The sequence below is a fragment of the Curtobacterium sp. MCLR17_039 genome (genome assembly GCF_003234745.1).
GTDB classification, from domain to species: Bacteria; Actinomycetota; Actinomycetes; order Actinomycetales; family Microbacteriaceae; genus Curtobacterium; species Curtobacterium flaccumfaciens.
Genome location: NZ_QKTF01000014.1, coordinates 40075 through 61835, shown reverse-complemented (window position 1 = coordinate 61835; position 21761 = coordinate 40075). Strand labels below are relative to the sequence as shown.

Below are 21761 nucleotides of genomic sequence, written 5' to 3'. Positions count from 1 at the left end.
CGATCACGGTGCGGGCCTTCGTGCTGAGGACGACGAAGCGGACTACGCCGACTTCTCGACGCGCTTGGCCCGGGGCCGCGGCACGATCGTCGGCGCCGCGTTCTCGAGCACGGACTCGCGGGTGATCACCACGCGGGCGACGTCGTCGTCGGACGGGACGTCGAACATCACCGGGCCGAGGACCTCTTCGAGGATCGCCCGGAGCCCGCGGGCGCCGGTCTGGCGCAGCACCGCGAGGTCCGCGATGGCCTCGAGCGCACCCTGGTCGAACTCGAGCTCGACGCCGTCGATCTGGAACATCCGCTGGTACTGCTTCACCAGCGCGTTCTTCGGCTCGGTCAGGATCTGCATGAGCGCCGCCTGGTCGAGCTGCGACACCGTGGTGACGACGGGCAGACGACCGATGAACTCGGGGATCAGACCGAACTTGTGCAGGTCTTCCGGCAGCACCTCGGAGTACAGGTCCTGGTGGTCGGTCGCGCTGTGCAGGGGTGCCCCGAAGCCGATCCCGCGCTTGCCGACGCGCGAGGACACGATGTCCTCGAGCCCGGCGAACGCACCCGCCACGATGAACAGCACGTTCGTCGTGTCGATCTGGATGAACTCCTGGTGCGGGTGTTTGCGGCCGCCCTGCGGCGGGACCGAGGCGACCGTGCCCTCGAGGATCTTGAGCAGCGCCTGCTGCACGCCTTCGCCCGAGACGTCGCGGGTGATCGACGGGTTCTCGGCCTTGCGGGCGATCTTGTCGACCTCGTCGATGTAGATGATGCCGGTCTCGGCGCGCTTCACGTCGTAGTCGGCGGCCTGGATGAGCTTGAGGAGGATGTTCTCGACGTCCTCGCCGACGTAGCCGGCCTCGGTCAGGGCGGTGGCGTCCGCGACGGCGAACGGTACGTTGAGGCGCTTGGCCAGCGTCTGCGCCAGGTACGTCTTGCCGCAGCCGGTCGGGCCGATGAGCAGGATGTTCGACTTGGCGATCTCGATGTCGTCGCGGTCTTCGGCGGCGGTGATCTGCCCCTGTGCCCGGATGCGCTTGTAGTGGTTGTAGACGGCCACGGCGAGGGCGCGCTTCGCCGGGTCCTGCCCGATGACGTACTCCTGCAGGAAGTCGAAGATCTCCCGCGGCTTGGGCAGTTCGAAGTCCCCGCTCGAGGTGTCCTCGCCGGCTTCGGCCAGACGTTCCTCGATGATCTCGTTGCAGAGCTCGACGCACTCGTCGCAGATGTAGACGCCCGGTCCGGCGATGAGCTGCTGGACCTGCTTCTGGCTCTTGCCGCAGAACGAGCACTTGAGGAGATCGCCGCTCTCTCCGATGCGTGCCATTCCCGTGCCTCCCTGATTGGACATGCCGGCCGCGCTGTCGCACCACCGCTGGTGCACCGCTGCTGGTGGGCACCTCGTCGTGGACACGAGCCTAACCGCAACCGGTGACACCGACCGCGATGCCCCTCCGGAATCCGCCCGCGCGTTCGCCCAGGGCGTGCGAGCCTGCTACGGTGATCCGGACTTCTCTACATCTTGTAGAACAGCAGGTGCAGAACCACCCCGGAAGGAACCCCATGCAGAAGCGTCTCGCCGCCGGCGGCGCCGTCACCCTCGGTGTCGCAGCCGTCATCGTCCTCGGCAGCGCCACGGCGGCCAGCGCACACGTGTCCGCCACGGCCACGTCGACCGCAGCGAACTCGTACACCACGGCGACCTTCTCGATCCCGCACGGCTGTGACGGCTCGCCCACGACGAAGATCCAGTTCCAGGTGCCGGAGTCCGTCATCGAGGTCACGCCCACCGTGAACCCGAACTGGACGATCACGAAGGCGACCGAGCCCTACACCGACCCGTCGGCCTCGGCATCGGCCGAGGACCACGCCGAGACGGCCGCCGAGCGCGTCACCAGCGTCACGTACACCGCGAAGACCCCCCTGCCCGCCGACGAGCGCGACACCTTCGCGCTCTCGTTCTCGCTGCCGGACGGCAAGGCCGGTGACCTGGTCGAGTTCCCCGCGATCCAGACCTGCGAGAAGGGCAGCGTCGAGTGGAACCAGGAGCAGAAGGCCGGCGAAGCCGAGCCCGAGCACCCGGCCCCCTCGATCACGCTGACCGCCGCCGAGGCGACGGACGACGACGGTGACCCCATCGCCGCGACCCCGTCGGCCGAGGCCACCGGCGCGACCGCGTCGAGCGACCCCGACCTGGTCGGCCGCTTCCTCGGCCTCGGCGGCCTGGTGCTCGGCGCCGTCGCCCTGGTCGTCGCCGTCGCCGGCACGCGTCGTCGGAGCTCCGCCAAGTGACACAGCGCGGCTCGCGTCGGCCCCGGCCTCGGTCCTCTGCCTGGAGGCTCGTGGCCGGGACCGCCGCGGCCGTCGCGATCGCCGGTGGCGCGGTCCTCGGGCTCGCCGGTCCGGCCAGCGCGCACAACTACCTGATCTCGTCCGACCCGGAGGTCGGCGGCACCCTGACCGAGCTGCCGAAGACGTTCGACATCACGACGAACGACAGGCTGCTCGACATCGGCGACTCGGGGTCGGGCTTCGCGTTCCGCATCGTCGGACCCGACAGCAGGTACTACGAGGACGGCTGCGTCGACGTCGAGGGGCCGTCGATGACCACGACCGCCGCACTCGGCGACTCGGGCAAGTACACCGTCGAGTGGCAGATCGTCTCCGCCGACGGGCACACCGTCTCCGACGAGTACCCCTTCACCTGGAAGGCGCCGTCGGGCTTCACCCCGGCCTCGGGTGCGGCGAAGCCCCCGACCTGCGCCACCGCTGGTGACGACGGCGCCGGCTCGGACACCACCACCGGCACCGCCTCGGGATCGAGCGACTCGGCGGCGTCCGACGCGATCTGGATCGGCGCCGGTGGCGTCGTGCTGGTCGGCGTGGTCGTCGCGGTGCTGCTGCTCCTGCGCCGCAAGCCGGCCCCGGAGTCCGACGACACCGAGGACTGACCACCGCGCAACGACGAAGGCCCCGCACCGATCGGTGCGGGGCCTTCGTCGTTCCTGCTGGTGCTACTTGACGAGCGCCGGCAGGTTCTTGCGGCTGGTGAGGACCTGGTCGATCAGGCCGTACTCCACGGCTTCCTGCGCGGACATGATCTTGTCGCGCTCGATGTCGTGGTTGATCTCCTCCGGCGTCTTGTTGGAGTGCTTCGACAGCGTCTCCTCGAGCCAGGTGCGCATGCGGAGGATCTCCGCCGCCTGGATCTCGATGTCCGACGCCTGACCGCCACCCTGCTGGGTCGCGGGCTGGTGGATCAGCACACGGGCGTTCGGCAGCGCGAGGCGCTTGCCGGGGGTACCACCGGCGAGCAGCACCGACGCGGCCGAGGCAGCCTGGCCGAGGCAGACCGTCTGGATCTGCGGACGGATGTACTGCATCGTGTCGTAGATCGCCGTCATCGCGGTGAACGAGCCACCGGGCGAGTTGATGTACATCACGATGTCGCGGTCGGGGTCCATCGACTCGAGCACGAGCAGCTGGGCCATGACGTCGTCAGCCGACGCGTCGTCGACCTGCACGCCGAGGAACACGATGCGGTCCTCGAACAGCTTGGCGTACGGGTCCTGGCGCTTGTAGCCGTAGGCCGTGCGCTCTTCGAAGCTCGGCAGGATGTACCGATTGGACGGAGCCGGGACGTTCTGCGCGCCACCGAGCATGGGGAGATGCATTCTCGTTTCCTTTTCTTCGGTGGTGATCAGGACTGGGCGTCGGGCTCGGCTGCGCTGGTGGGCGTCTCGCCGTCGCCGACGGTGCCACCACCGCCGATGACCTCGGCGCTCGAGGCGCGGAGGTGGTCGACGAAGCCGTACTCGAGCGCTTCCTGCGCCGTGAACCAGTTGTCGCGGTCGTTGTCCTTGAGGATCTGCTCGACCGACTTGCCGGTCTGCTCGGCCGTGAGCTCCGCCATGCGCTGCTTCATGTCGAGGATGACCTTGGCCTGCGTCTGGATGTCGGCAGCGGTGCCGCCGAAGCCACCGGACGGCTGGTGGAGCAGCACGCGCGCGTTCGGCGTGATGTAGCGCTTGCCGGGCGTGCCGGAGGACAGCAGGAACTGTCCCATCGACGCGGCGAGGCCGATGCCCACGGTGACGATGTCGTTCGGGACGAACTGCATCGTGTCGTAGATCGCCATGCCGGCGGTGATCGAACCACCGGGCGAGTTGATGTAGAGGTAGATGTCCTTCTCAGGGTCCTCGGCGGCGAGCAGCAGCAGCTTGGCTGCGATCTCGTTCGAGTTGTCGTCGCGGACCTCGGAGCCGAGCCACACGATCCGGTCTCTCAGAAGGCGGTCAAAAACACTGGGGTTCAGTGTTGCTTCGGCCATGGAAAAGCTCCCGTTCAGTTGTCGCTTGTTGTCGAACTTATCGGGTGCAACGCACCAGTTCTCGTCTGTTCGCCGACAGCAATGCGGTGGTGCGGAAAACACGAGACGGGAGGCACGGTGCCAGCTGGCACCGTGCCTCCCGTCTTGCATGCTGGTGGCGTCGAGATCGTTACTCGGCGTCCCCTGCCGGCTCCTGCGCGACGCCCGCCGTGAAGGCGGACAGGTCGACTGCGTCGCCGTTGGTGTCCTTGACGGTCACCTTGGACAGGACGGTCGCGACCGCCTTCGAACGGGCGACCTCGCCGACCATGCCGGGGATCTGGCCGTTCTGGTCGATGACCTTGATGAACTCGGCCGGCTCCATGCCGTACTGCGCGGCGGCCTGGATGAGGTACTGGGTCAGTTCCTCCTGCGAGACCTGGATCTCTTCCTTCTCGGCGATCGCGTCGAGGAGGATCTGCGAGCGGAAGGCGGTCTCGCTGGACTCGGAGACCTCCTTGCGGTGCTCCTCGTCCTCGAGGCGGTTCTCCTGCTCGAGGTGACGGTGCACCTCGTCGGCGATGAGCTGCTCCGAGATCGGGATGTTGACGTCCTCGGTGAGCTTCTCGACGAGCTTGTCGCGAGCCGCGGCGCCCTGACCGAAGGTCTTGGACTTCGCGATCTGCTCCTTGAGGTCAGCCTTGAGCTCGTCGATGGTGTCGAACTGGCTGGCGATCTGGGCGAACTCGTCGTCGGCCTCGGGGAGCTCGCGCTCCTTGACGGCGGTGACGGTGACGGCGATCTGAGCGGTCTCGCCCTCGCGGTCGCCACCGACGAGCTTCGACTCGAAGGTCGTCGACTCACCGGCGGTCAGGGACTCGAGCGCCTCGTCGATGCCCTCGAGCAGGTCGCCGGAGCCGATCTCGTAGGAGACGCCGGTGGCCGAGTCGACCTCGTCGTCGCCGATGCTGGCGGTGAGGTCGATCTGCGCGAAGTCGCCGGTCTTCGCCGGACGGTCGACCGTCACGAGCGTGCCGAAGCGGGTGCGGAGGTTCTGCAGCTCCTCTTCGATCTCGTCATCCGACACCTCGACGGCGTCGACGGTGAGCTCGTACGAGGAGTAGTCCGGCAGGTCGAACTCGGGGCGGACGTCGACCTCGAAGGTGAGGACGAGGTCGCCGGTGAAGTCCGCGACGTTCGGCAGTTCGGCGACGTCGGCCTCGGCACGGCCGAGGATGCGCAGCTCCTGCTCTTCGACCGCCTGGCGGTAGAAGTTGTCGATGGCGTCACCGACGGCGTGGTTCAGGACCTCGCCGCGGCCGACGCGCTGGTCGACGATCGCCGGCGGGACCTTGCCCTTGCGGAAGCCGGGGATGTTGATCTGCTCGGCGATGTGCTTGTAGGCGTGGTCGATGCTCGGCTTGAGATCGTCCGGCGTCACGTTCACGGTGAGCTTGACGCGGGTGTCGCTCACCTTGTCGACGGTGCTGGTGGCCAAGGGATGTTCTCCTGTTGGTTGACGTTCGTGTGGTCGGTGGTGCTCGGAGGACCTGGTCGGGGCGACAGGATTTGAACCTGCGACCTCCCGCTCCCAAAGCGGGCGCTCTACCAAGCTGAGCTACGCCCCGTTGCTTCGTGCCAGGGATCAGCCGCGCACGCTGAGGGGCGCATGCGACCCCGGTGAGTCTAGCGGTCCGACGGCGCGCTGTTCCCGGGGGTTGCTCAGTCGTCCTCCGCGGCGCGTCGCAGACCCCGCCGCCACCGGATCCCGACGGCCACCTGGACCCCGAGGGCGGCCACCGCGAGCAACAGTCCGACGACGATCCGCCAGACGTGCAGCAGTGCGTGCGCGGGCTGCGACTGCGGGTCGCCGAACAGGTCGGGGCGCAGGGACAGGACCGCGGCGGCGAGGACCACCAGCGCGTACGAGACCACCCGCGACCAGCGGATGGTGCGCTCCGCACCGGCGTCCGGCTTCGGGATGACGCGCGTCGGCATGTCGGTGCTCGTTCGTCCGCTACGATGGTCGGGCTGCGCCTGGTGCGCAGGCGCGGGGATGTAGCTCAATGGTAGAGCCCCAGTCTTCCAAACTGGCTACGCGGGTTCGATTCCCGTCATCCCCTCCGAAACCTCTCCGTCAGGGGTCGGCGAACTCCAGGGTGATCTGCGAGGTACCCGCCGTCCTTCGGGAACAGCGACGTCGTCCACGTCACCGAGCTGACCGGCACTCGTGCCGGGATCACACCCTGGCGCTACGGGCGCCGAGACCCGCGGACAAGGGCTATCGGGTGCCGACTCTGAGCCCTACTCTCGTTCGCGTGAACAAGCGCCTCTCCTTCGCCGTCATGACGCTCGCGGCAGTCAGCATCGTCGCGAGCACGGCAGCGATGCCGGCGGGCACGGCGTCCGCTGCCCCTACCCGGACCACCGCGACCGGCGAACGGACGCCCACGGCGACCGCGAAGAAGTCGAAGCGAATCAAGAAGGCCGAGAAGCGGGTCCTCGCTGAACTGCCCGATGCGCCGATCTGGGAGGGCCTGACGGTCAACGGGGTCAAAGGTCAGCAAGCGTGTGATCTGCGTAGACCGCACGTGGGCTCCGGGCGGAGGACCGGACGACAAGGGCGGCAACGCCGGGTACGTCGTCGTCAAGTTCCCCAAGAAGAAGAGCGGCGAGGTGAAGCTCGGCGACCCGCAAGACGGGTTCTGCGCCGACTACGCGCCCCCTGCTCCGGCGGCCAAGGTCCACGTTCCGAAGAAGCTCGAGAAGAAGAAGGGCCTGCTGGTCAGCACCAAGTTCGGAGACGAGTGGCCGCTGACGGTGCCCTACGCGGTCGTGCGCTGCAAGAACATCACCGCGGGCGGCATGGATCTGAACGTCGTGACACTCAAGGCTCCCGACGGCACCCGCTACGCGGTCAACGGCACCGCACAGGACCACACGTCGTACCCGGAAATCGACCCCATCTGGGCACCGAATCCTGAGGTCGATGGGTTGAGGATCGACATCTCGCCCGTGCTCGACGCGGGCCTGAAGCTCTGCAAGTAGCACGGGACCGATCCGTCTGCACGGTGTGACTCCGGCGACGGATGCCCACCAGTCGATCGCCTTAGAGCGCTCCGAGCGGCGCTTCTCCGACTTCCTGCCGCAGCATCCGGTAGTGCTGCTCCCAACCGGGAGTGCCGCGTCCAGCAACGTGCAGCGCGGTCCGGACGGCTCCGAGCGCACGGTCGAGTGCACCGGACTCGTCGTCCGCGTCGACACCGATCGAGAAGGTGAGCGTGCCGGTTGACAGGTCAGCGGTCAGGTCCTGGTCGTGGACGTCGTCGAGGTCGAAGAGTGCTTCTGCGATGGCGTCGAAGTCCGCCGAGAGGGCTGCGCGCGGATCGTCCGCTGCCCCGAGTTGCGCCACGCACTCGAGCCGCACGAGGTAGTTCGTCATCACGTTCTCCTGTCCTCACAGCCCGTTCGCGCGAGCCGATACTTCAGATGTACAACGTACCAGGGGTTCGACGGCGTCAAGTGGGCCGTGTGCAGGTGTTTGCCGCACGGGCAGTACGCCTTGTAGTACTTCCTCCCCTTCGCGAAGCACCATCCCCGCGCCTCTGCCCCGCGCATGACCGATTCGATGTCCTTCTTGGGATGTCGTGGTCGTTCGACCATCGCCACCTCCCCTCCACACCTTCGACGGTAGGGAGCAGGACCGCGACACCGGGGCCCGCCGTCGATGACTGTGGGGAGGCATCGCGATCGACGGACCTGTGGAGGAGTGATGGTCGGTGGCACGCGCGTCAGGGGTCGGCGAACTCGAGGGTGATCTCCGGGGAGTCGCCGAGTTCCACCCGGGCACGCTTCCGCTCCGCCGCACGCAACGGCACGAGGTACCCGCCGTCCTTCGGGAACAGCGACGTCGTCCACGTCACCGAGCCGATCGTCACGCGCGCCGGGATCACACCCCACCCGTAGGTGAGCACCGGCGCGAGGTCAGCGATGACCTCGGCGGCGTCCGGCGGCACGACGGCGAAGAAGAACGGTGACGGGCCGCGCCACTCGATCACCTCGCCGCGGAACTCGAGTTCCATGCGGCGATCGTACGGCCACGGACCTCGCACGGTGCGAGGGGCGCCGAACTCCGTGCGAGGTTCCGCACTCGGTGCGACGGGCGCGGGCTCGCACCGAGTGCGCAACCTCGCACCAGGCGAACCCTGGGCCCCGCCCTCGCACCACGCCGCGGGACCCGGAGGACGGACGCGTCAGCGGTACGACGCGGCCTGTCCGTACAGCACCTTCGTGAAGGAGGAGACGTAGGCGGACTCGTCGCCTCCCGGCAGGTTGTACGTCATGAAGACGCCGTACCCGTCGGCCTTCGTGCGCTGTGCGAGCGACACCGCGGTGGCCTGCGGGGTGTTCTGGATGTCGACCGCGGCGGCGGACAGCTTCGACTTCGGCAGGCCCGGGATCGTCGGCGCCGTGTAGGTGCCGTAGTACGGGTTCCAGGCGTAGTCGAGCTTGCCGCCGATCGACGGGTTCGCCGTCTTCAGGGCGTCGGACGACGGGCCGATGTCGTAGAACGAGATGATCTTGCCCGGCATGTCCGCCCGCAGGGCACTGATGAGCCAGCCGATGGACTGCTGGTTCGGCTGCGGGGTGCCGTTCACGCCGTAGTCGGAGTACTCGTCGTCCAGGTCGACGCCGTCGAGTCCGTACTTCTTGACCGTCGCCGAGACCTGCGCCGCGAAGTCCCGCGCCGCGGCCTTCGTCGGGAAGTTCGCGAGGCCGGCTCCCTGGTGGTTGCCGAGCACCGAGAGCGTGACCTTGATGCCCTTGGCCTGCAGCGGGCGGACCTGCGTGGCGGCCTGGTCGAGGGTGCGCTGCACGTTCTCGTTCTTGTACAGGACCGCCTTGCCGTCCTCGTAGTTGATGTTCGCGGCGAAGATGATCGCCACGTCGAACGCGTTCGCGCCGTTCGCCAGCGTGTACCGACCGACGTTGGCGAGCTCGTCGTTGTTCACCTCGACGTAGGCGATGCTCGTCGGCCCCGACTTGGCGGGCGCAGCGTGGTGACCGTGACCGTGACCACCGCCGTGGGACGCACCGTGCCCGTGCCCGTGGCTGGACCCGGACGAGGAGGGCACCGCGGATGCTGCGGCGGGCACCAGTGGTGCCGCGAGCATGGCGACCAGTGCGGTCGCGATGCTGAACTTCGTGGACTGCTTCATGTGGTTCCTCCTTGGGTGGGACGGTCGGTCAGTCGGTCAGTCGGTCGGTCGGTCAGTTGCGCGGGAACCGGAAGGTGCGGACCTCGTAGGCGTCGACGGCGAAGGAGGACGCGGCCACTTCGGACGATGCCCCGGCGTCACCGAGCGGTTCCTCGAGCAGGGTCACCTCGACGGCAGCGCCGAAGGTCGCCTCGTCGGCCGAGACCGCGATGGCCCCGGTCCCCCGCTGCCCGGACGGCTCGTAGACGCGCACGACCAGGTCGCCCGACCGGTCATCGGCGAGCTTGACACTCGACAGCACGACGTCGCCGGACACCTGCACCAGCGGCTCGAAACCGTGCGCGCCCGTGATGGTCCGTACGCCCGCGTTCATCCGCACGCCGGCCGACGTGGCTCCGAGCTGGTCGGTGCCGATGACGATGCCGTACCGGTGCGTCTGCACGCCCTGGTCGGTCTCGGGGTCCGGGAACCGCGGTGCCCGCAGCAGCGACAGCCGCACGGTGGTGGTGACGTGCCCGTCGACGGCGTCGCGCGTGGTGTCGAAGCCGTGGATCGAGTCGTTCACGAGCGCGACACCGAAGCCCGGCTCGGACACCAGCACGTAGCGGTGCATCGAGGTCTCGAACTTCGCGGCCTCCCACGAGGTGTTCGTGTGCGTCACCCGCTTCTGCGCGCCGAACTGCGTCTCGGCGACGGTGTGCTCGGCGCGGACGTCGAGCGGGAACGCCACCTTGAGGAACTTCTCGGTCTCGTGCCAGTCGGTCACCTGGTCGAACTCCAGGGTGCGGGACCCCGGCGCCAGGACGATCTCCTGCGTCAGCGTCGAGTCACCGAACGCCCGGGACACGACGACCCGTGCGACCCCGGACTCGTCGACCGACGCGGTCAGCCCGGTGGTCGACACGAGGTCCTCGACGCGGTTGCGGTAGTACCGGTCGACGTCCCACGCGTCCCACATGTTCGGGAAGTCCTGGTGCAGCTGCAGCAGGTTCGCCGCCTGGCCGGCCGCGATCGCCTCGCGCCCGCTCGCCAGGTCGACGGCGCTCGTCACGAGCCCCTGCGCGTCGACGACGACCCGCACCAGGTCGTTCGCCAGCACGTACCCGCCGTCCCGCTCCGTCAGGGACACGTCGGTCACCGCCGCCACGTCGGTCGCCACGACGGCGCCCTGCGCGGGTGCACCGGCCTGGAGGAACGGGGCCGGGTTCACGACGACGGCCGCGTCCCCGGTGCCGGCGAGCGCCGAGAGCGCCTGGTCGATGATCGTGGTCAGCGCTGCGGCCGTCTCGGCGTACCGCTCGACCGCTTCGCGGTGCACCCACGCGATCGAGGTGCCCGGCAGGATGTCGTGGAACTGCTGGAGCAGGACCTGCTGCCACAGGGCGTCGAGCTCGTCGTACGGGTAGGCGAAGTCGGTGCGGGCGGCGGCGGTCGCGGCCCAGAGCTCGGCTTCGATGAGCAGCTGCTCGCACCGGCGGTTGCCCTGCTTCGTGCCGTGCTGCGACGTGAGTGTGGCCCGGTGCAGCTCGAGGTACAGCTCCCCCACCCACACGGGCGGATCGGTCAGTTCGGACTTCGCCCGGTCGAAGAACGTGTCCGGGTGCTCCCAGCGGACCTTCGCACTGCCCTCGAGGTCCGCCAACCGTGCGGCGGTGCCGGTCATCTCGCGGGTGGTGCCACCGCCGCCGTCGCCCCAGCCGACCGGGGCGATCGAGCCGGTCGCGAGTCGGTTCTCGCGGAACTGGCGGGAGGCCTTCGCGACCTCGCTGCCGGACAACCGCGAGTTGTAGGTGTCCATCGACGGGAAGTGCGAGAACACCCGCGACCCGTCGATGCCCTCCCACAGGAACGTGTGGTGCGGGAACTTGTTGACCTGGTTCCACGAGATCTTCTGCGTGAAGAACCACTCGAAGCCCGCACGGCGCATGAGCTGCGGCAGCGCCGGCGAGTACCCGAAGCTGTCCGGCAGCCAGACGCCCTTGGGTCGGATGCCGAACTCGCGCTCGAAGAACCGCTGGCCCTGCGAGAACTGCCGGACGATGCTCTCGCCGGTCGGCATCACGGTGTCGGACTCGACCCACATGCCGCCGATCGGCAGGAACCGGCCGGCCTCGACCGCGGCCTTGACCCGGGCGTAGACCTCGGGGCGGTGCTCCTTGATCCACGCGTACTGCTGCGCGCTCGACATCCCGTACAGGAAGTCGTCGGTCTGGTCGATGAGCTCGGTCATGGTCGACGTGGTGCGGGCGACCTTGCGGATGGTCTCGCGCACGGGCCAGAGCCAGGCGGAGTCGATGTGGGCGTGCCCGACGGCCGAGATCGTGTGCGCCGAGGCCTCGGCAGGAGCGGCCAGCACCTCGGCGAGCGCCGCACGGGCGTCTCCGGCGGTCTCCGGGATGTGCTGCAGGTCGAGCGCGTCGAGGGCGTCGTCGAGGGCCTGCAGGATCCGCATGCGTCGGGGCCCGGCGGGCAGTTCGGCCTGCAGTTCGAGCAGGACGTCGATGTCGAGGGCGAGTTCGTGCACCTCGGCCTCGAAGACGGCGAGCTCCATCCGGCGGGTGGCGTAGAGGCGCTTCGAGGACGAGGTCTGCACGTCGCCCTCCTGCGTCGGCAGGAAGGGGTGGTAGTCGAGCAGGACGGGGTTCGACGCGGCCTCGACGAACAGTTCGACGGTCTCGCCGCCCTCGGCCCGCTCGGTGACCAGGACCCACTGGTTGCGCGGGTTGATCGACTTCACGGGGGTGCCGTCGGCCAGGTACACGAGTCCCTCGCACTGGAACCCGGGCATGTTCTTGTCGAAGCCGAGGTCGATCACGGCCTCCACCCGGCGTCCGGACCACTCGGTCGGCACGGACCCGGTCAACCGGAACCACGTCGTGCCCCAGGCCGCACCCCACGGGGTGCCGACCTCGTAGGGCTCGAACGTGAGCGCGAGCCCCTCGGTCGGCGGGACCGGCTCCCCCGGTAGCTCGTGCCACGCGGCCTGGAGGGCCGTCGTGGTCGCGTGCACCGCGGGGGTGATCCGCTCGTCGAGCACCCGTCGGGCGCGTCCGGTGGTGAGGGGGATGTCGTCGTGCATGGGGCCTTCCGGGGTCAGGGCGTGGTCGCCGGGTGGGCGACGCGGACGGTGGTGGTGTCGAGGTCGGAGGGCACGTCGACGCAGTGGTCGATGCCACGGGCGGCCAGCAGCGCGGTGTCCGAGCGTCGGGAGCGCAGGACGACCTGCGGGCCGCGGCCGTCCGGTGCGGCCTCGGCCAGGGCGAGCCAGGCGGCGGCGAACCGACCGCCGGGGGCGCAGTCGGCGCGGGTGCCGTGCCGGTCGGTGCCGTCGGGCAGCACGTCGTCGAGGACGAGCGCGGTGGCCGACGGTGCGGCGCGGGCGTCGCGGGTGTGCTCGGCGCGGGCGAGGGCGGCGAACGCCTCGCCGGCGGGCTTCAGCCGTCCGTCGTTCGTGAACAGCCCGAGGTCGTACTCGAGCTCCGGGAAGTCCGCGAGCGACCGGGCGACGTCGTGGGAGCACCACCACGTCAAGCCGAGCACCTGCTGCGCGTCGAGGACGTGCCGGATGGTCTGCTCGGTGAAGGCGGCGGCGTCGGCGGGGTCGACGACGTTGGTGGGGGCGCCGACCTCCTGCAGCCAGTTCGGCCGGGCGGGGTCGCGGTTCCAGGCCGCGGCGAGCTGGAGCAGGTACTCCCCGTGCCGCACCGACCCGGCTCCGAGGGCGCCGTGCAGGGCCGCCGAGCCGTTGAACACCCACGAGTGCGTGACCGTGGCGTCACCGTGGTCCGCCGCGTGCTCGGGGCCGAAGGGCTGGGCGTCGTCGTACCAGGCCGCGTCGTACTGCGCGACGGTGACCAGTGGCCCGGGGCGCGACCCGGTGGCGGGCGGGACCGACGAGGCGGGGTCGAGCCGCGCCTCCAGGCCGACCGACACGGACGACGCGACCGACGCCGACGACCCGTCCGACAGCCCCGCCCGCGCCGCCGCGACCATCGCCGCCGCCCACGCGTGCCCCTGCTCCGCCGTGATCGCGTGCGGCGCGGGGTGCGGCGCGTGTGCGAACTGGTTGACCTCGTTGCCGATGGTGATGCCGAGCAGGTTGGGCTTGTCGGCGACCGCTCCGGCGAGCGCCCGGACGTACGCGGCGGTCGACGCGACCACGTCCGGGTCGGTGAACATGTTGCGGCGGTGCCAGCTGTCCAGCCAGGACGGAACGAAGTCGAAGCTCGACAGGTGCCCCTGCAGGGCGTCCACGTTGACGTCGAGTCCGAACGAGCCGGCGAGGTCGACGACCGTCGCGACGTCGTCGAGGGCCTGCTGCCGGATGAGCGTCCGGTTCGGCTGGACGACCGGCCAGAGCGGGAAGATCCGCACGTGGTCGGCGCCGATCGACGCGATGGCCTCGAGGTCCCTGGCGGTGTCCGACCGCGAGAAGTCGAGCCACGAGTGGAACCAGCCGACCGAGGGCGTGTAGTTGACCCCGAAGCGCATCAGCCCTTCACACCGCCCTCTTCGACGCCCTTGAAGAAGAAGCGCTGCAGGACGGCGAAGATCACGGCGATCGGGATGAAGGCGATCATGGTGCCGGCCGCGATCATCCGCTGGTCGGTGGCGAACGTGCCCTGCAGGTACTGCAACCCGACGGTCAGGGTGAGGTTCTCGGGCGACTGCAGCACGATGAGCGGCCAGAGGAAGTCGTCCCACGCACCGATGAACGAGAAGATCGCGATGACCGCGATGGTCCCCTGCACGGCGGGCAGCGAGATGTAGCGCAGGCGCTGCAGGGCGTTCGCACCGTCCATCACCGCTGCCTGGTCGATCTCCTCGGGGATCTGCCGGAACGCGTTGAACATCAGCAGGACGTTGAGCGCCGCGATCATGCCGGGCAGGGCGACACCGACCAGGTTGTCGGCGAGGCCGAGGTCCTTCACGGTGACGAACTGCGAGATGATCGTCGCCTCGCCGGGCAGCACGAGGGTGCCGAGGAACAGGCCGAGCACGAGCTTCCGGTGCCGCCACTGCAGACGGGCGAGGGCGAACCCGGCCAGGGTCGCGAACACGATGTTGCCGAGCACGTCGATCGCGGCGACGAGCAGTGAGTTGCCGATGTACCGCCACACCGGGATCGCGGCGGCGACCTTCAGGTAGTTCTCGATGGTCGGTTCGGACGGGATGAACGACGGGTTCGCCGTGTAGATGTCCTCACCGGCGCCCTTGAGCGACGTGGACAGCTGCCACAGGAACGGGCCGATCGTGATGAAGAGCACCACGATGAGCAGGACGTAGCGGACGACCTTCTCGCGGGTGGACATGACGCCCCAGACCGCGCGGCGCCGCTTGCGTCCGTCGCGTCCGTTCTGCCTGGAGGCCCGTCCCGCGCCCGTCGCGCCGGTCACGTCCGGTGTCGGGCTGGCTGCCCCCTGCGCGCCGCCGATGACGGGTTCGGTCGTGCTGGTCGTGTTCGTCACTTGTCCGCCTTGCTGTTCATCCGGGCGAGGGCGAGCATCGGCACGAGCGTCACGACGAAGAGCAGGAGGCTCAGGGCGGACGCGTAACCGAGGTTGCCGGTGAAGCCGCGGGCGTACTGCTGGATGAGCATGACGAGGGAGTTGTCCTGCCCGCCGGGCCCACCGGTGCCGTTGGTGAGGATGTAGAGCTCGCTGAACACCCGGAGCGCGGAGACGCACACCAGGATCCCGACGAGCGTCATGGTGCCGCGGACCCCGGGCATCGTGACCGACCAGAAGCGACGGACCGCGCCGGCGCCGTCGAGCGCGGCGGCCTCGTGCAGGTCCTTGCCGACGTTCCCGAGTGCGGCCAGGAAGATGATCATGTAGTAGCCGAGCCCCTTCCACACCGTCAGGCTGATGGCGCTGAGGAGCAGCAGCCAGCGGTCGGTCAGGAACGGGACGCTGCCCTGCACGACGCCGAGGGCCTGCGCCATCTCGTTGATGACGCCGCGGTCGTCGAGGATCCACGTCCAGATGAGCCCGACGACCACCGCGGACGCGATGACCGGCGTGTAGAACGCGGTGCGGAAGAACGCGATCCCGGGCAGCTTCTGCTGCACGAGCACGGCGATGAGGAGCGGGAGGACCGTCAGCAGCGGCAGGCACACCGCCATGTAGATGACGCTGTTGAGCAGCGCCTCCCACACCTGCGGATCAGCGAGCAGGGTCTCGAAGTTCTGGACCCCGACCCACTGGCTGACGCCGCCGAGCGGGCTGGCGTTCGTGAACGACAACCGGACCGTGTTGATCGAGGGCCACAGGCTGAACGCGACGAGCCAGATCAGTGCCGGCAGGACGAGCAACCAGGGCGTGTACCAGCGGTTCGCACGCATGACGATCCTCCCTCTTCCTTCTCCGGGGCCGGATCAGCCGTTGGCCAGCAGGCTGTTCATCTTGGTCTGGGCGGTCTGCAGCGCCTTCTCCGGCGCCACCTGGCCCTTCATCGCGAGGGCGATCTGCTGGTCGAGGAAGTCCGTCATCGCGGAGTTCGCCTCGACCGGGTTGATGACCTTCGCCGTCTTCAGGGCTTCGTTCGCCAGGACCCGGGCCTCGCCGTTCACCGTGCCGTCGTCCTTCGAGAAGTACGGGTCGGACTGCGACGACGTGGTGGACGGGAAGATGTTGACCTCGTGGGCGAACGCCTCCTGGTTCTTCGCGTTCGTCATGAACTCCGCGAAGGCCTCGGCGGTGGCGAGGTGCTTCGACTTGCTCGAGACCGACAGGCCCTGCACGTAGAGCGGCGGGGTGTCGAGTGCGGAGCTGACGGTGACCTTGCCCTTGAGCGACGGGTTGTTCTTCTCGAAGTCGGCGAGCGAGGTGGCCCCACCGGTGGTCCAGGCGACCTTGGCCTGCGTGAAGAGGGTGGAGTTGCCGAGGTAGTCGCTGTTCAGCACGTTGGAGGGCATGTAGCCGTCCTGGTACGCGTCCTTGTAGCGGTCGATCAGGTCGGCGGCCTTGGACGAGTCGGCGAAGGTGAACTTCGTGCCGTCGGCGTTGAGCACCTTGACGCCGGCGAGCGTGAAGTCACCGAGGCCGGGCTTCCGGCTCATCAGGTAGTCGGTCGGGCAGTTGTCGTGCATGGTCTTCGCCTGCGTGAACAGCTCGTCGGTGGTCTTCGGCGGGTTCTTCGCGTCGAGGCCGCACTTGGCGAACATCGTCGAGTTCCAGTAGTTCACGTCCGTGTTGAGGTACCAGGGGTACCCGAACGTGCCGTCCACTCCCTTGTACTTGTAAGAGTCCAACGCGCCGGCGACGTACGTGCTGGCGAGCTTCGAGTCGTCCTTCGCGACGTCCTGCAAGAACCCGCGCTTCGCGAGCGGCAGGGCGATGTCCGGCGGCAGGTTGATCACGTCGGGCAGGCTGTTCGACGAGGCCTGGCTGAGCACCTTGTCGGCGTACCCGTCGCCGGGCTGGTCCTGCAGCTTGACCTTCGCGTCCGGGTGGGCCTGCTCGAAGTCCTTGATGACCCCGTTGAGGTACCCCGTGTAGGTCGGCGTGAGCGCCCAGGTCTGCAGGGTGATGGTGCCGCTGATCTCGCCGTCGCCGTTGTCGGCCGCGTTCCCGCCGCTCGAGCAGCCGGTCAGGACGAGCGCCGTCGCGGCGGCCGTCGCGAGCAGCGCGGTGGCGCGGCCCCTCGTCATGCGTGTGGTGGTCCTCATGGCGTCTGACTCCCTCGTCATAGCTGAACCGGTTCAGCAGCATTCACCGAACCCGTGTGTGGCAGCCACTGTGGATGACTAAAGCGCTATAGTCAACCCCGTGGCCACCAAGCGTCGAACGACGATCGCCGACATCGCCGCGCGGGCCGGTGTGTCCATCAGCGCGGTGTCGTTCGCGTTGAACGACCGCCCCGGTGTCTCCGACGAGACCCGTCGCCGCGTGCGCGAGATCGCCCGCGAGCTCGACTGGCAGCCACACACCGCGGCCCGGGCACTCGGCGGCGCGAAGGCCGGTTCCATCGGGTTCGTGCTGAACCGCCCGGCCCGGACCCTGGGCACGGAGTCGTTCTTCGGCGACCTGATCTCCGGCATCCAGCTCGGGCTCGCCGGCACCCACGTCGGCATGAACCTGCTCGTCGCGCGCGATGCCGAGGAAGAACTCGAGACCTACCGGGACTGGTGGCGCGGACACCGTGTCGACGGCGTGATCGTGATCGACCCCCGTCGCGACGACGCCCGGCTCGCCCTGCTCGCCGACCTCGGCATGCCGACCGTCGTCGTCGGCTCGCACCCCTCACCCGACGGCGCAGCACCCACGGTCTGGATCGACGACTCGGACGCCACCGACACCGTCCTGCGGTACCTGCACGCCCTCGGGCACCGACGCATCGCGCACGTCGCCGGGCGGCCCGAGTTCGAGCACACCGCCATGCGCATGGACCGGCTCCGGGCGTTCGCTGCCGACGAGGGGCTCGACGACGCGGTCTCGGTACCGACGGACTACTCGGCCGAGGCCGGCGCGAGCGCCACCCGCACCCTGCTGTCCCGGAGCGTCCGGCCGACCGCGATCGTCTACGACAACGACGTGCTCGCCGTCGCCGGGCTGGGCGTGGCGAGCGAGATGGGCGTCGCGGTGCCCGGCGACGTCTCGATCGTGTCCTTCGACGACTCGGCGATGATCCGGCTCGTCCGGCCGGCGATCACCTCGCTCACCCGCGACACGGTCGAGCTCGGACAGCGTGCGGCGACCCTGCTGCGCGCGCAGATCGATGCCAGCGCCCCGCTCCCGTCACGCCCGGGCCCCTCGCTCACCCTGAGCGTCCGCGAGTCCACCGGCCGCGCCCCCGCCTGACCCGCGCCGGAGGTCGGCCCCGCGTGACACGGTGCGAGGTTCCGGATACCGTGCAGCGGCTCCTGCCCAGCACCGACTCCGGAACCTCGCACGGGACAGTGATCCACGGGCAGGACGCGGCGGGCGTGGATCGGGCGGCCTGTGCAAGAGGGGGGATAACCCCACCCGGGGTGGGGAGAGGGCAGGATGGGGGAACGGCTCCGCGATCGCGAGGCTGGATGCATGACCGACACCGACCGCCTCGACCAGGCGCGAACCGTCCCGCTGCACGACGTCACGCCTTCGCCCGACCAGGCCCAGACCGTCCCGCTGGGCGACTCCGTGCCCCCTGGAGCCACCAAGCCGATGCCCCAGTACCCGCGCCAGCACCACCAGGACCCCCAGGACGCCCCGCAGTCCCCGCCGGCGTCGTGGAGCGCCACCCCGCGGGTCGGGTCCGGCCCGGTCGGTGGTTCCGGTCGCGGGTCCGGTATGACCGCCGGGCAGTTCTACCGCGACGCGTGGAAGCGCCTGCCGCGGGACTTCGGCTACATGGCGCTCACCGCCGTGCTGCTCTGCACGCTGTACTTCGCGTTCCCGACGGCGATCTTCGGTGGCGGGTTCCGAGACCTGTTCAACCCCTTCGTCCTGCTCATGTTCTTCATCGCGCTGTTCGTGGCGCGGTGGCTCGGACAGTTCGAGAAGCTCCGCATGAGCTGGGCCGACCCGAGGCCGATCCGCCCGGTGGACTGGACGCCCCGCTGGCAGCAGAACTGGTGGACCCGCACGGGGTCGGCCGTCGCCAACCCGCACTACTGGCTCTACCTGCTGCACGCCGCGGTCGTGTACCCGCTCGTCGCGGTCGTGACCGTCGGGGCCGGCGCACTGCTGATCCTCGGGTTCACCTGGCCGGTCGTCGTGGCGGGTGCCTGGGCGTTCGGCGGTGTGGGTGGGCTGTCGTACCCGAGCTGGGACTACGGCGTGGTGGTCGGCATCGGTGTCGCCGGGCTGCTGTCGATGGCCGCCTCGGTCGTGCTCTTCCCGCTCTGGGCCCGCGGGTCCGTCCTGGCGCACTACTGGGTCGACTTCGGCCTGCTGGGCGGCTTCCGGGCCGAGCAACTCGAGCAGCGGGTCGCCGGTCTGCAGGCCTCCCGCGCCGGTGCCGTCACCGCCGAGGGGCAGGCACTCCGCCAGATCGAGCGCGACCTGCACGACGGCCCGCAACAGCGGCTGGTGCGACTCCGCATGGACCTGTCCGCCGCCGAGCGCGCCTTCGAGAAGGACCCCGAGAAGGCCAAGCAGCTCATCGGTGAGGCATCCGAGCACGCCCAGGACGCCCTCGACGAACTGCGCGCACTGTCACGCGGCTTCGCTCCGCCGATCCTGCTCGACCGCGGACTCGTCGCGGCGCTCGAGGCACTGGTCGCCCGCACCCCGATCCCGGTGGGCCTGGACGTCCGGCTGCCCGAGGGCCTGGAGCTCGCCACGGAGATCCAGCGCAACGTGTACTTCACGGTGAGCGAGCTCCTGACGAACACCATGAAGCACGCCGGCGCCACCACCGCCGGGGTGTACCTCGGCCTGGTCGTCGATGCCTCGGGCCTCTGGTACCTGACCGTCAGCGTCACCGACGACGGTCGGGGTGGTGCCCGACCGCAGCAGGGCCACGGGATCGAGGGCCTGATCGGCCGCATGCGGGCCCTCGACGGCGACCTGGTCGTCTCGAGCCCCGAGGGCGGCCCGACCGAGGCCACCGCCCGGATCCCCCTCGGTGCCCTGAACGGCGTCCCGACGGCGGCGAACCAGCGGTCGTGACCCCACGGGAGCGTCCGCGCTCCCACTAGGCTGGTCGGCATGACAGACGGCCCGGATGCAGCACGCATCCGGGCCGTCGTCGTCGACGACGCCGTCCTGCTGCGCGAGGGCCTGGCCCGCGTGCTCGACGAGGCCGGCATCGACGTCATCGGGCAGTACTCCGACGCCCGGGCCTTCCTGGCGACCCTGCCCGAGGGTGCACCCGACGTCGTGGTGATGGACGTGCGGATGCCGCCGACCTTCACCGACGAGGGCGTCCGCGCCGCCGTCGAGACCCGCCGGATCGCCCCGCGGACGGGCGTGCTCCTGCTCTCCCAGTACGTCGAGGCCACCTACGCCGAGGACGTCCTCGCCGCCGGCGCGACCGGCATCGGCTACCTGCTCAAGGACCGTGTCACCCGGCTCGAGGAGATCGACGACGCCGTCCGCCGCATCGCCGCCGGGGGCACCGTGCTCGACCCCGAGGTCGTCACGCAGCTGATGAGCCGCCGCCGCGACCCGCTCGCAGCCCTGACCCCGCGCGAGCGTGACGTGCTCGGGCTGATGGCCGAGGGCCGCACGAACGCCGCGATCGCCCGCGCCCTGGTGATCGGCACCGGTGCCGTCGAGAAGCACGTGTCGAGCATCTTCGGCAAGCTCGCACTCGAGGACACCGGAGAGGACCACCGCCGTGTCCTCGCCGTCCTCGCCTACCTCGGATGAGCCGAGCCCGAGGATGAACCGAGCCCGCGGATGAACCGGGTCCCCGCGCCCCTGCTGGCCCTCACCGCGATGGTGTCCGTCCAGCTCGGCGCCGCGATCGCGAAGACCCACTTCGACGACGTCGGCGCGGTCGGGGCCGCCACGCTGCGGCTCGTCATCGGCGCCGTCGTGCTCGCCCTGGTGATCCGCCCCCGAGTCCGGCACTGGACGCGGGCGCAGTGGCTCGGTGCGGTCGGCCTCGGCCTGGCGCTCGGCGGCATGAACGTCTTCATCTACCTGTCGTTCGCGAGCATCCCGATCGGGGTCGCCGTGACGATCGAGTTCCTCGGGCCGCTCGCCCTGTCGCTCGTGCACACTCGGCGCTGGCGCGATGCACTGTGGGCGGTGCTGGCGCTCGCCGGGGTCGTGCTGCTCGGCGTCGGCCCGACCGCGGTGACCGAGGTGGGCGGGGTCGTCTGGGCGGTCCTGGCCGCCGGGTGCTGGGCGGGCTACATCGTGATGAACCGGCACGTCGGCGCCGCGATCCCCGGCGTCGACGGGCTCGTCGTGTCGATGGTGGTCGCGATGCTCGTGTCGTTGCCGTTCGGGCTCCGGTCCGCGGTCGACGGCGTCCTGCGCGAACCGACGCTCCTGATCGTCTTCGGTGCCGTCGCCGTGCTGTCCAGCGTGCTGCCGTACGCCCTCGAGATGCTCGCGCTCCGCCGGATGCCGACGCGGGTGTTCGGCGTGCTGCAGAGCCTCGGCCCGGCGATCGCCGCCCTGGCCGGCCTGGTGGTGCTGGCCGAGGGGCTGTCGGTGCTCGAGACGGTCGCCCTGGCGTGCGTCACCGCCGCGAGCGTCGGCGTGACGCTGTCGGCACGTCGCCGACGCGGCGGACCGGTGGGGTGAACGAAGAGGAGGCCCGGATCACGTCCGCCGACGGCGGTGCGTGATCCGGGCC

Annotated in this window: 20 protein-coding genes and 2 tRNA genes; 8 read left to right on the top strand and 14 right to left on the bottom strand. The window is 69.6% G+C overall.

What is annotated here, in order from left to right; all coding sequences use genetic code 11:
• Positions 1 to 42: 42 nt before the first annotated feature.
• Positions 43 to 1323, bottom strand: coding sequence for an ATP-dependent Clp protease ATP-binding subunit ClpX (gene clpX / locus DEJ00_RS14925; RefSeq protein WP_017886000.1), 1281 nt, complete (start codon positions 1321 to 1323; stop codon positions 43 to 45).
• 236 nt (positions 1324 to 1559) lie between these two features.
• On the opposite strand from clpX, the gene DEJ00_RS14920 reads away from it, so the two are divergent.
• The gene (locus DEJ00_RS14920) at positions 1560 to 2288 is read left to right on the top strand and encodes a YcnI family protein (RefSeq protein ID WP_181440200.1); all 729 of its coding nucleotides are present in this window, start codon (positions 1560 to 1562) and stop codon (positions 2286 to 2288) included.
• 50 nt (positions 2289 to 2338) lie between these two features.
• Complete coding sequence (locus tag DEJ00_RS14915; RefSeq protein WP_181440199.1) at positions 2339 to 2947, top strand: copper resistance CopC family protein; 609 nt, start codon at positions 2339 to 2341, stop codon at positions 2945 to 2947.
• A gap of 63 nt (positions 2948 to 3010) precedes the next feature.
• Here the strand turns inward: DEJ00_RS14915 and DEJ00_RS14910 are convergent, their stop codons facing one another.
• From DEJ00_RS14910 to DEJ00_RS14890, 5 genes are all read right to left on the bottom strand, one after another.
• The gene (locus tag DEJ00_RS14910) at positions 3011 to 3670 is read right to left on the bottom strand and encodes an ATP-dependent Clp protease proteolytic subunit (protein ID WP_027464696.1); all 660 of its coding nucleotides are present in this window, start codon (positions 3668 to 3670) and stop codon (positions 3011 to 3013) included.
• A 26-nt stretch (positions 3671 to 3696) separates the two neighbouring features.
• Positions 3697 to 4326 (bottom strand): ATP-dependent Clp protease proteolytic subunit, encoded by a 630-nt coding sequence (locus DEJ00_RS14905; RefSeq protein WP_035807635.1) that lies wholly within the window; start codon positions 4324 to 4326, stop codon positions 3697 to 3699.
• Positions 4327 to 4495: 169 nt separating this feature from the next.
• Positions 4496 to 5803, bottom strand: a complete 1308-nt coding sequence (tig, locus tag DEJ00_RS14900) for a trigger factor (RefSeq protein WP_027464695.1) — start codon at positions 5801 to 5803, stop codon at positions 4496 to 4498.
• A 53-nt stretch (positions 5804 to 5856) separates the two neighbouring features.
• Positions 5857 to 5933 (bottom strand) — tRNA-Pro (locus DEJ00_RS14895).
• Between the two features lie 94 nt (positions 5934 to 6027).
• Positions 6028 to 6303 carry a hypothetical protein gene (locus DEJ00_RS14890; RefSeq protein ID WP_027464694.1) on the bottom strand — a complete coding sequence of 92 codons (276 nt, stop codon included), beginning with the start codon at positions 6301 to 6303 and terminating at the stop codon, positions 6028 to 6030.
• 54 nt (positions 6304 to 6357) lie between these two features.
• Here DEJ00_RS14890 and DEJ00_RS14885 point away from each other — a divergent pair.
• Positions 6358 to 6428 (top strand) — tRNA-Gly (locus tag DEJ00_RS14885).
• 553 nt (positions 6429 to 6981) lie between these two features.
• Positions 6982 to 7353 carry a DUF2511 domain-containing protein gene (locus tag DEJ00_RS14875; RefSeq protein WP_181440198.1) on the top strand — a complete coding sequence of 124 codons (372 nt, stop codon included), beginning with the start codon at positions 6982 to 6984 and terminating at the stop codon, positions 7351 to 7353.
• A gap of 61 nt (positions 7354 to 7414) precedes the next feature.
• Here the strand turns inward: DEJ00_RS14875 and DEJ00_RS14870 are convergent, their stop codons facing one another.
• From DEJ00_RS14870 to DEJ00_RS14835, 8 genes are all read right to left on the bottom strand, one after another.
• On the bottom strand, positions 7415 to 7747 hold the full coding sequence (locus DEJ00_RS14870) for a hypothetical protein (protein ID WP_111057887.1): 333 nt from the start codon (positions 7745 to 7747) through the stop codon (positions 7415 to 7417).
• A gap of 349 nt (positions 7748 to 8096) precedes the next feature.
• Positions 8097 to 8387, bottom strand: a complete 291-nt coding sequence (locus DEJ00_RS14865; RefSeq protein ID WP_071246689.1) for a DUF1905 domain-containing protein — start codon at positions 8385 to 8387, stop codon at positions 8097 to 8099.
• A 171-nt stretch (positions 8388 to 8558) separates the two neighbouring features.
• A complete protein-coding gene (locus DEJ00_RS14860) occupies positions 8559 to 9524 on the bottom strand; it encodes an endo-beta-N-acetylglucosaminidase H (protein WP_111057886.1) in 966 nt (321 codons plus the stop codon).
• Positions 9525 to 9576: 52 nt separating this feature from the next.
• Positions 9577 to 12603, bottom strand: coding sequence for a glycoside hydrolase family 38 C-terminal domain-containing protein (locus DEJ00_RS14855; protein WP_111057885.1), 3027 nt, complete (start codon positions 12601 to 12603; stop codon positions 9577 to 9579).
• 14 nt (positions 12604 to 12617) lie between these two features.
• Positions 12618 to 14015: a cellulase family glycosylhydrolase gene (locus DEJ00_RS14850; RefSeq protein ID WP_111057884.1), complete on the bottom strand. Its 1398-nt coding sequence runs from the start codon at positions 14013 to 14015 to the stop codon at positions 12618 to 12620.
• Positions 14015 to 14992, bottom strand: a complete 978-nt coding sequence (locus tag DEJ00_RS14845; RefSeq protein ID WP_196783367.1) for a carbohydrate ABC transporter permease — start codon at positions 14990 to 14992, stop codon at positions 14015 to 14017. Before DEJ00_RS14845 ends, DEJ00_RS14850 begins: the two co-directional genes overlap by 1 nt.
• Positions 14989 to 15867: a carbohydrate ABC transporter permease gene (locus DEJ00_RS14840; RefSeq protein ID WP_027464687.1), complete on the bottom strand. Its 879-nt coding sequence runs from the start codon at positions 15865 to 15867 to the stop codon at positions 14989 to 14991. Before DEJ00_RS14840 ends, DEJ00_RS14845 begins: the two co-directional genes overlap by 4 nt.
• A gap of 33 nt (positions 15868 to 15900) precedes the next feature.
• The gene (locus DEJ00_RS14835) at positions 15901 to 17175 is read right to left on the bottom strand and encodes a sugar ABC transporter substrate-binding protein (RefSeq protein WP_111057883.1); all 1275 of its coding nucleotides are present in this window, start codon (positions 17173 to 17175) and stop codon (positions 15901 to 15903) included.
• Positions 17176 to 17293: 118 nt separating this feature from the next.
• On the opposite strand from DEJ00_RS14835, the gene DEJ00_RS14830 reads away from it, so the two are divergent.
• The 4 genes from DEJ00_RS14830 to DEJ00_RS14815 all read left to right on the top strand — a co-directional run bounded on the left by DEJ00_RS14830 (position 17294) and on the right by DEJ00_RS14815 (position 21709).
• The gene (locus tag DEJ00_RS14830) at positions 17294 to 18325 is read left to right on the top strand and encodes a LacI family DNA-binding transcriptional regulator (RefSeq protein ID WP_071246680.1); all 1032 of its coding nucleotides are present in this window, start codon (positions 17294 to 17296) and stop codon (positions 18323 to 18325) included.
• A gap of 222 nt (positions 18326 to 18547) precedes the next feature.
• Complete coding sequence (locus tag DEJ00_RS14825) at positions 18548 to 20119, top strand: sensor histidine kinase (RefSeq protein WP_111057882.1); 1572 nt, start codon at positions 18548 to 18550, stop codon at positions 20117 to 20119.
• Positions 20120 to 20158: 39 nt separating this feature from the next.
• Positions 20159 to 20821, top strand: coding sequence for a response regulator transcription factor (locus DEJ00_RS14820; protein ID WP_027464682.1), 663 nt, complete (start codon positions 20159 to 20161; stop codon positions 20819 to 20821).
• A gap of 30 nt (positions 20822 to 20851) precedes the next feature.
• Positions 20852 to 21709 (top strand): DMT family transporter, encoded by an 858-nt coding sequence (locus DEJ00_RS14815; protein WP_111057881.1) that lies wholly within the window; start codon positions 20852 to 20854, stop codon positions 21707 to 21709.
• The last annotated feature ends 52 nt before the right edge of the window (positions 21710 to 21761 follow it).

Coding starts and splice junctions, on each gene's coding strand:
- DEJ00_RS14840 (WP_027464687.1), bottom strand. CDS start 15,867: ATGCGTGCGAACCGCTGGTACACGCCCTGGTTGCTCGTCCTGCCGGCA.
- DEJ00_RS14920 (WP_181440200.1), top strand. CDS start 1,560: ATGCAGAAGCGTCTCGCCGCCGGCGGCGCCGTCACCCTCGGTGTCGCA.
- DEJ00_RS14890 (WP_027464694.1), bottom strand. CDS start 6,303: ATGCCGACGCGCGTCATCCCGAAGCCGGACGCCGGTGCGGAGCGCACC.
- DEJ00_RS14820 (WP_027464682.1), top strand. CDS start 20,159: ATGACAGACGGCCCGGATGCAGCACGCATCCGGGCCGTCGTCGTCGAC.
- DEJ00_RS14835 (WP_111057883.1), bottom strand. CDS start 17,175: ATGACGAGGGGCCGCGCCACCGCGCTGCTCGCGACGGCCGCCGCGACG.
- DEJ00_RS14850 (WP_111057884.1), bottom strand. CDS start 14,015: ATGCGCTTCGGGGTCAACTACACGCCCTCGGTCGGCTGGTTCCACTCG.
- DEJ00_RS14905 (WP_035807635.1), bottom strand. CDS start 4,326: ATGGCCGAAGCAACACTGAACCCCAGTGTTTTTGACCGCCTTCTGAGA.
- DEJ00_RS14910 (WP_027464696.1), bottom strand. CDS start 3,670: ATGCATCTCCCCATGCTCGGTGGCGCGCAGAACGTCCCGGCTCCGTCC.
- DEJ00_RS14815 (WP_111057881.1), top strand. CDS start 20,852: ATGAACCGGGTCCCCGCGCCCCTGCTGGCCCTCACCGCGATGGTGTCC.
- DEJ00_RS14825 (WP_111057882.1), top strand. CDS start 18,548: ATGACCGACACCGACCGCCTCGACCAGGCGCGAACCGTCCCGCTGCAC.
- DEJ00_RS14860 (WP_111057886.1), bottom strand. CDS start 9,524: ATGAAGCAGTCCACGAAGTTCAGCATCGCGACCGCACTGGTCGCCATG.
- clpX (WP_017886000.1), bottom strand. CDS start 1,323: ATGGCACGCATCGGAGAGAGCGGCGATCTCCTCAAGTGCTCGTTCTGC.
- DEJ00_RS14870 (WP_111057887.1), bottom strand. CDS start 7,747: ATGACGAACTACCTCGTGCGGCTCGAGTGCGTGGCGCAACTCGGGGCA.
- DEJ00_RS14855 (WP_111057885.1), bottom strand. CDS start 12,603: ATGCACGACGACATCCCCCTCACCACCGGACGCGCCCGACGGGTGCTC.
- DEJ00_RS14865 (WP_071246689.1), bottom strand. CDS start 8,387: ATGGAACTCGAGTTCCGCGGCGAGGTGATCGAGTGGCGCGGCCCGTCA.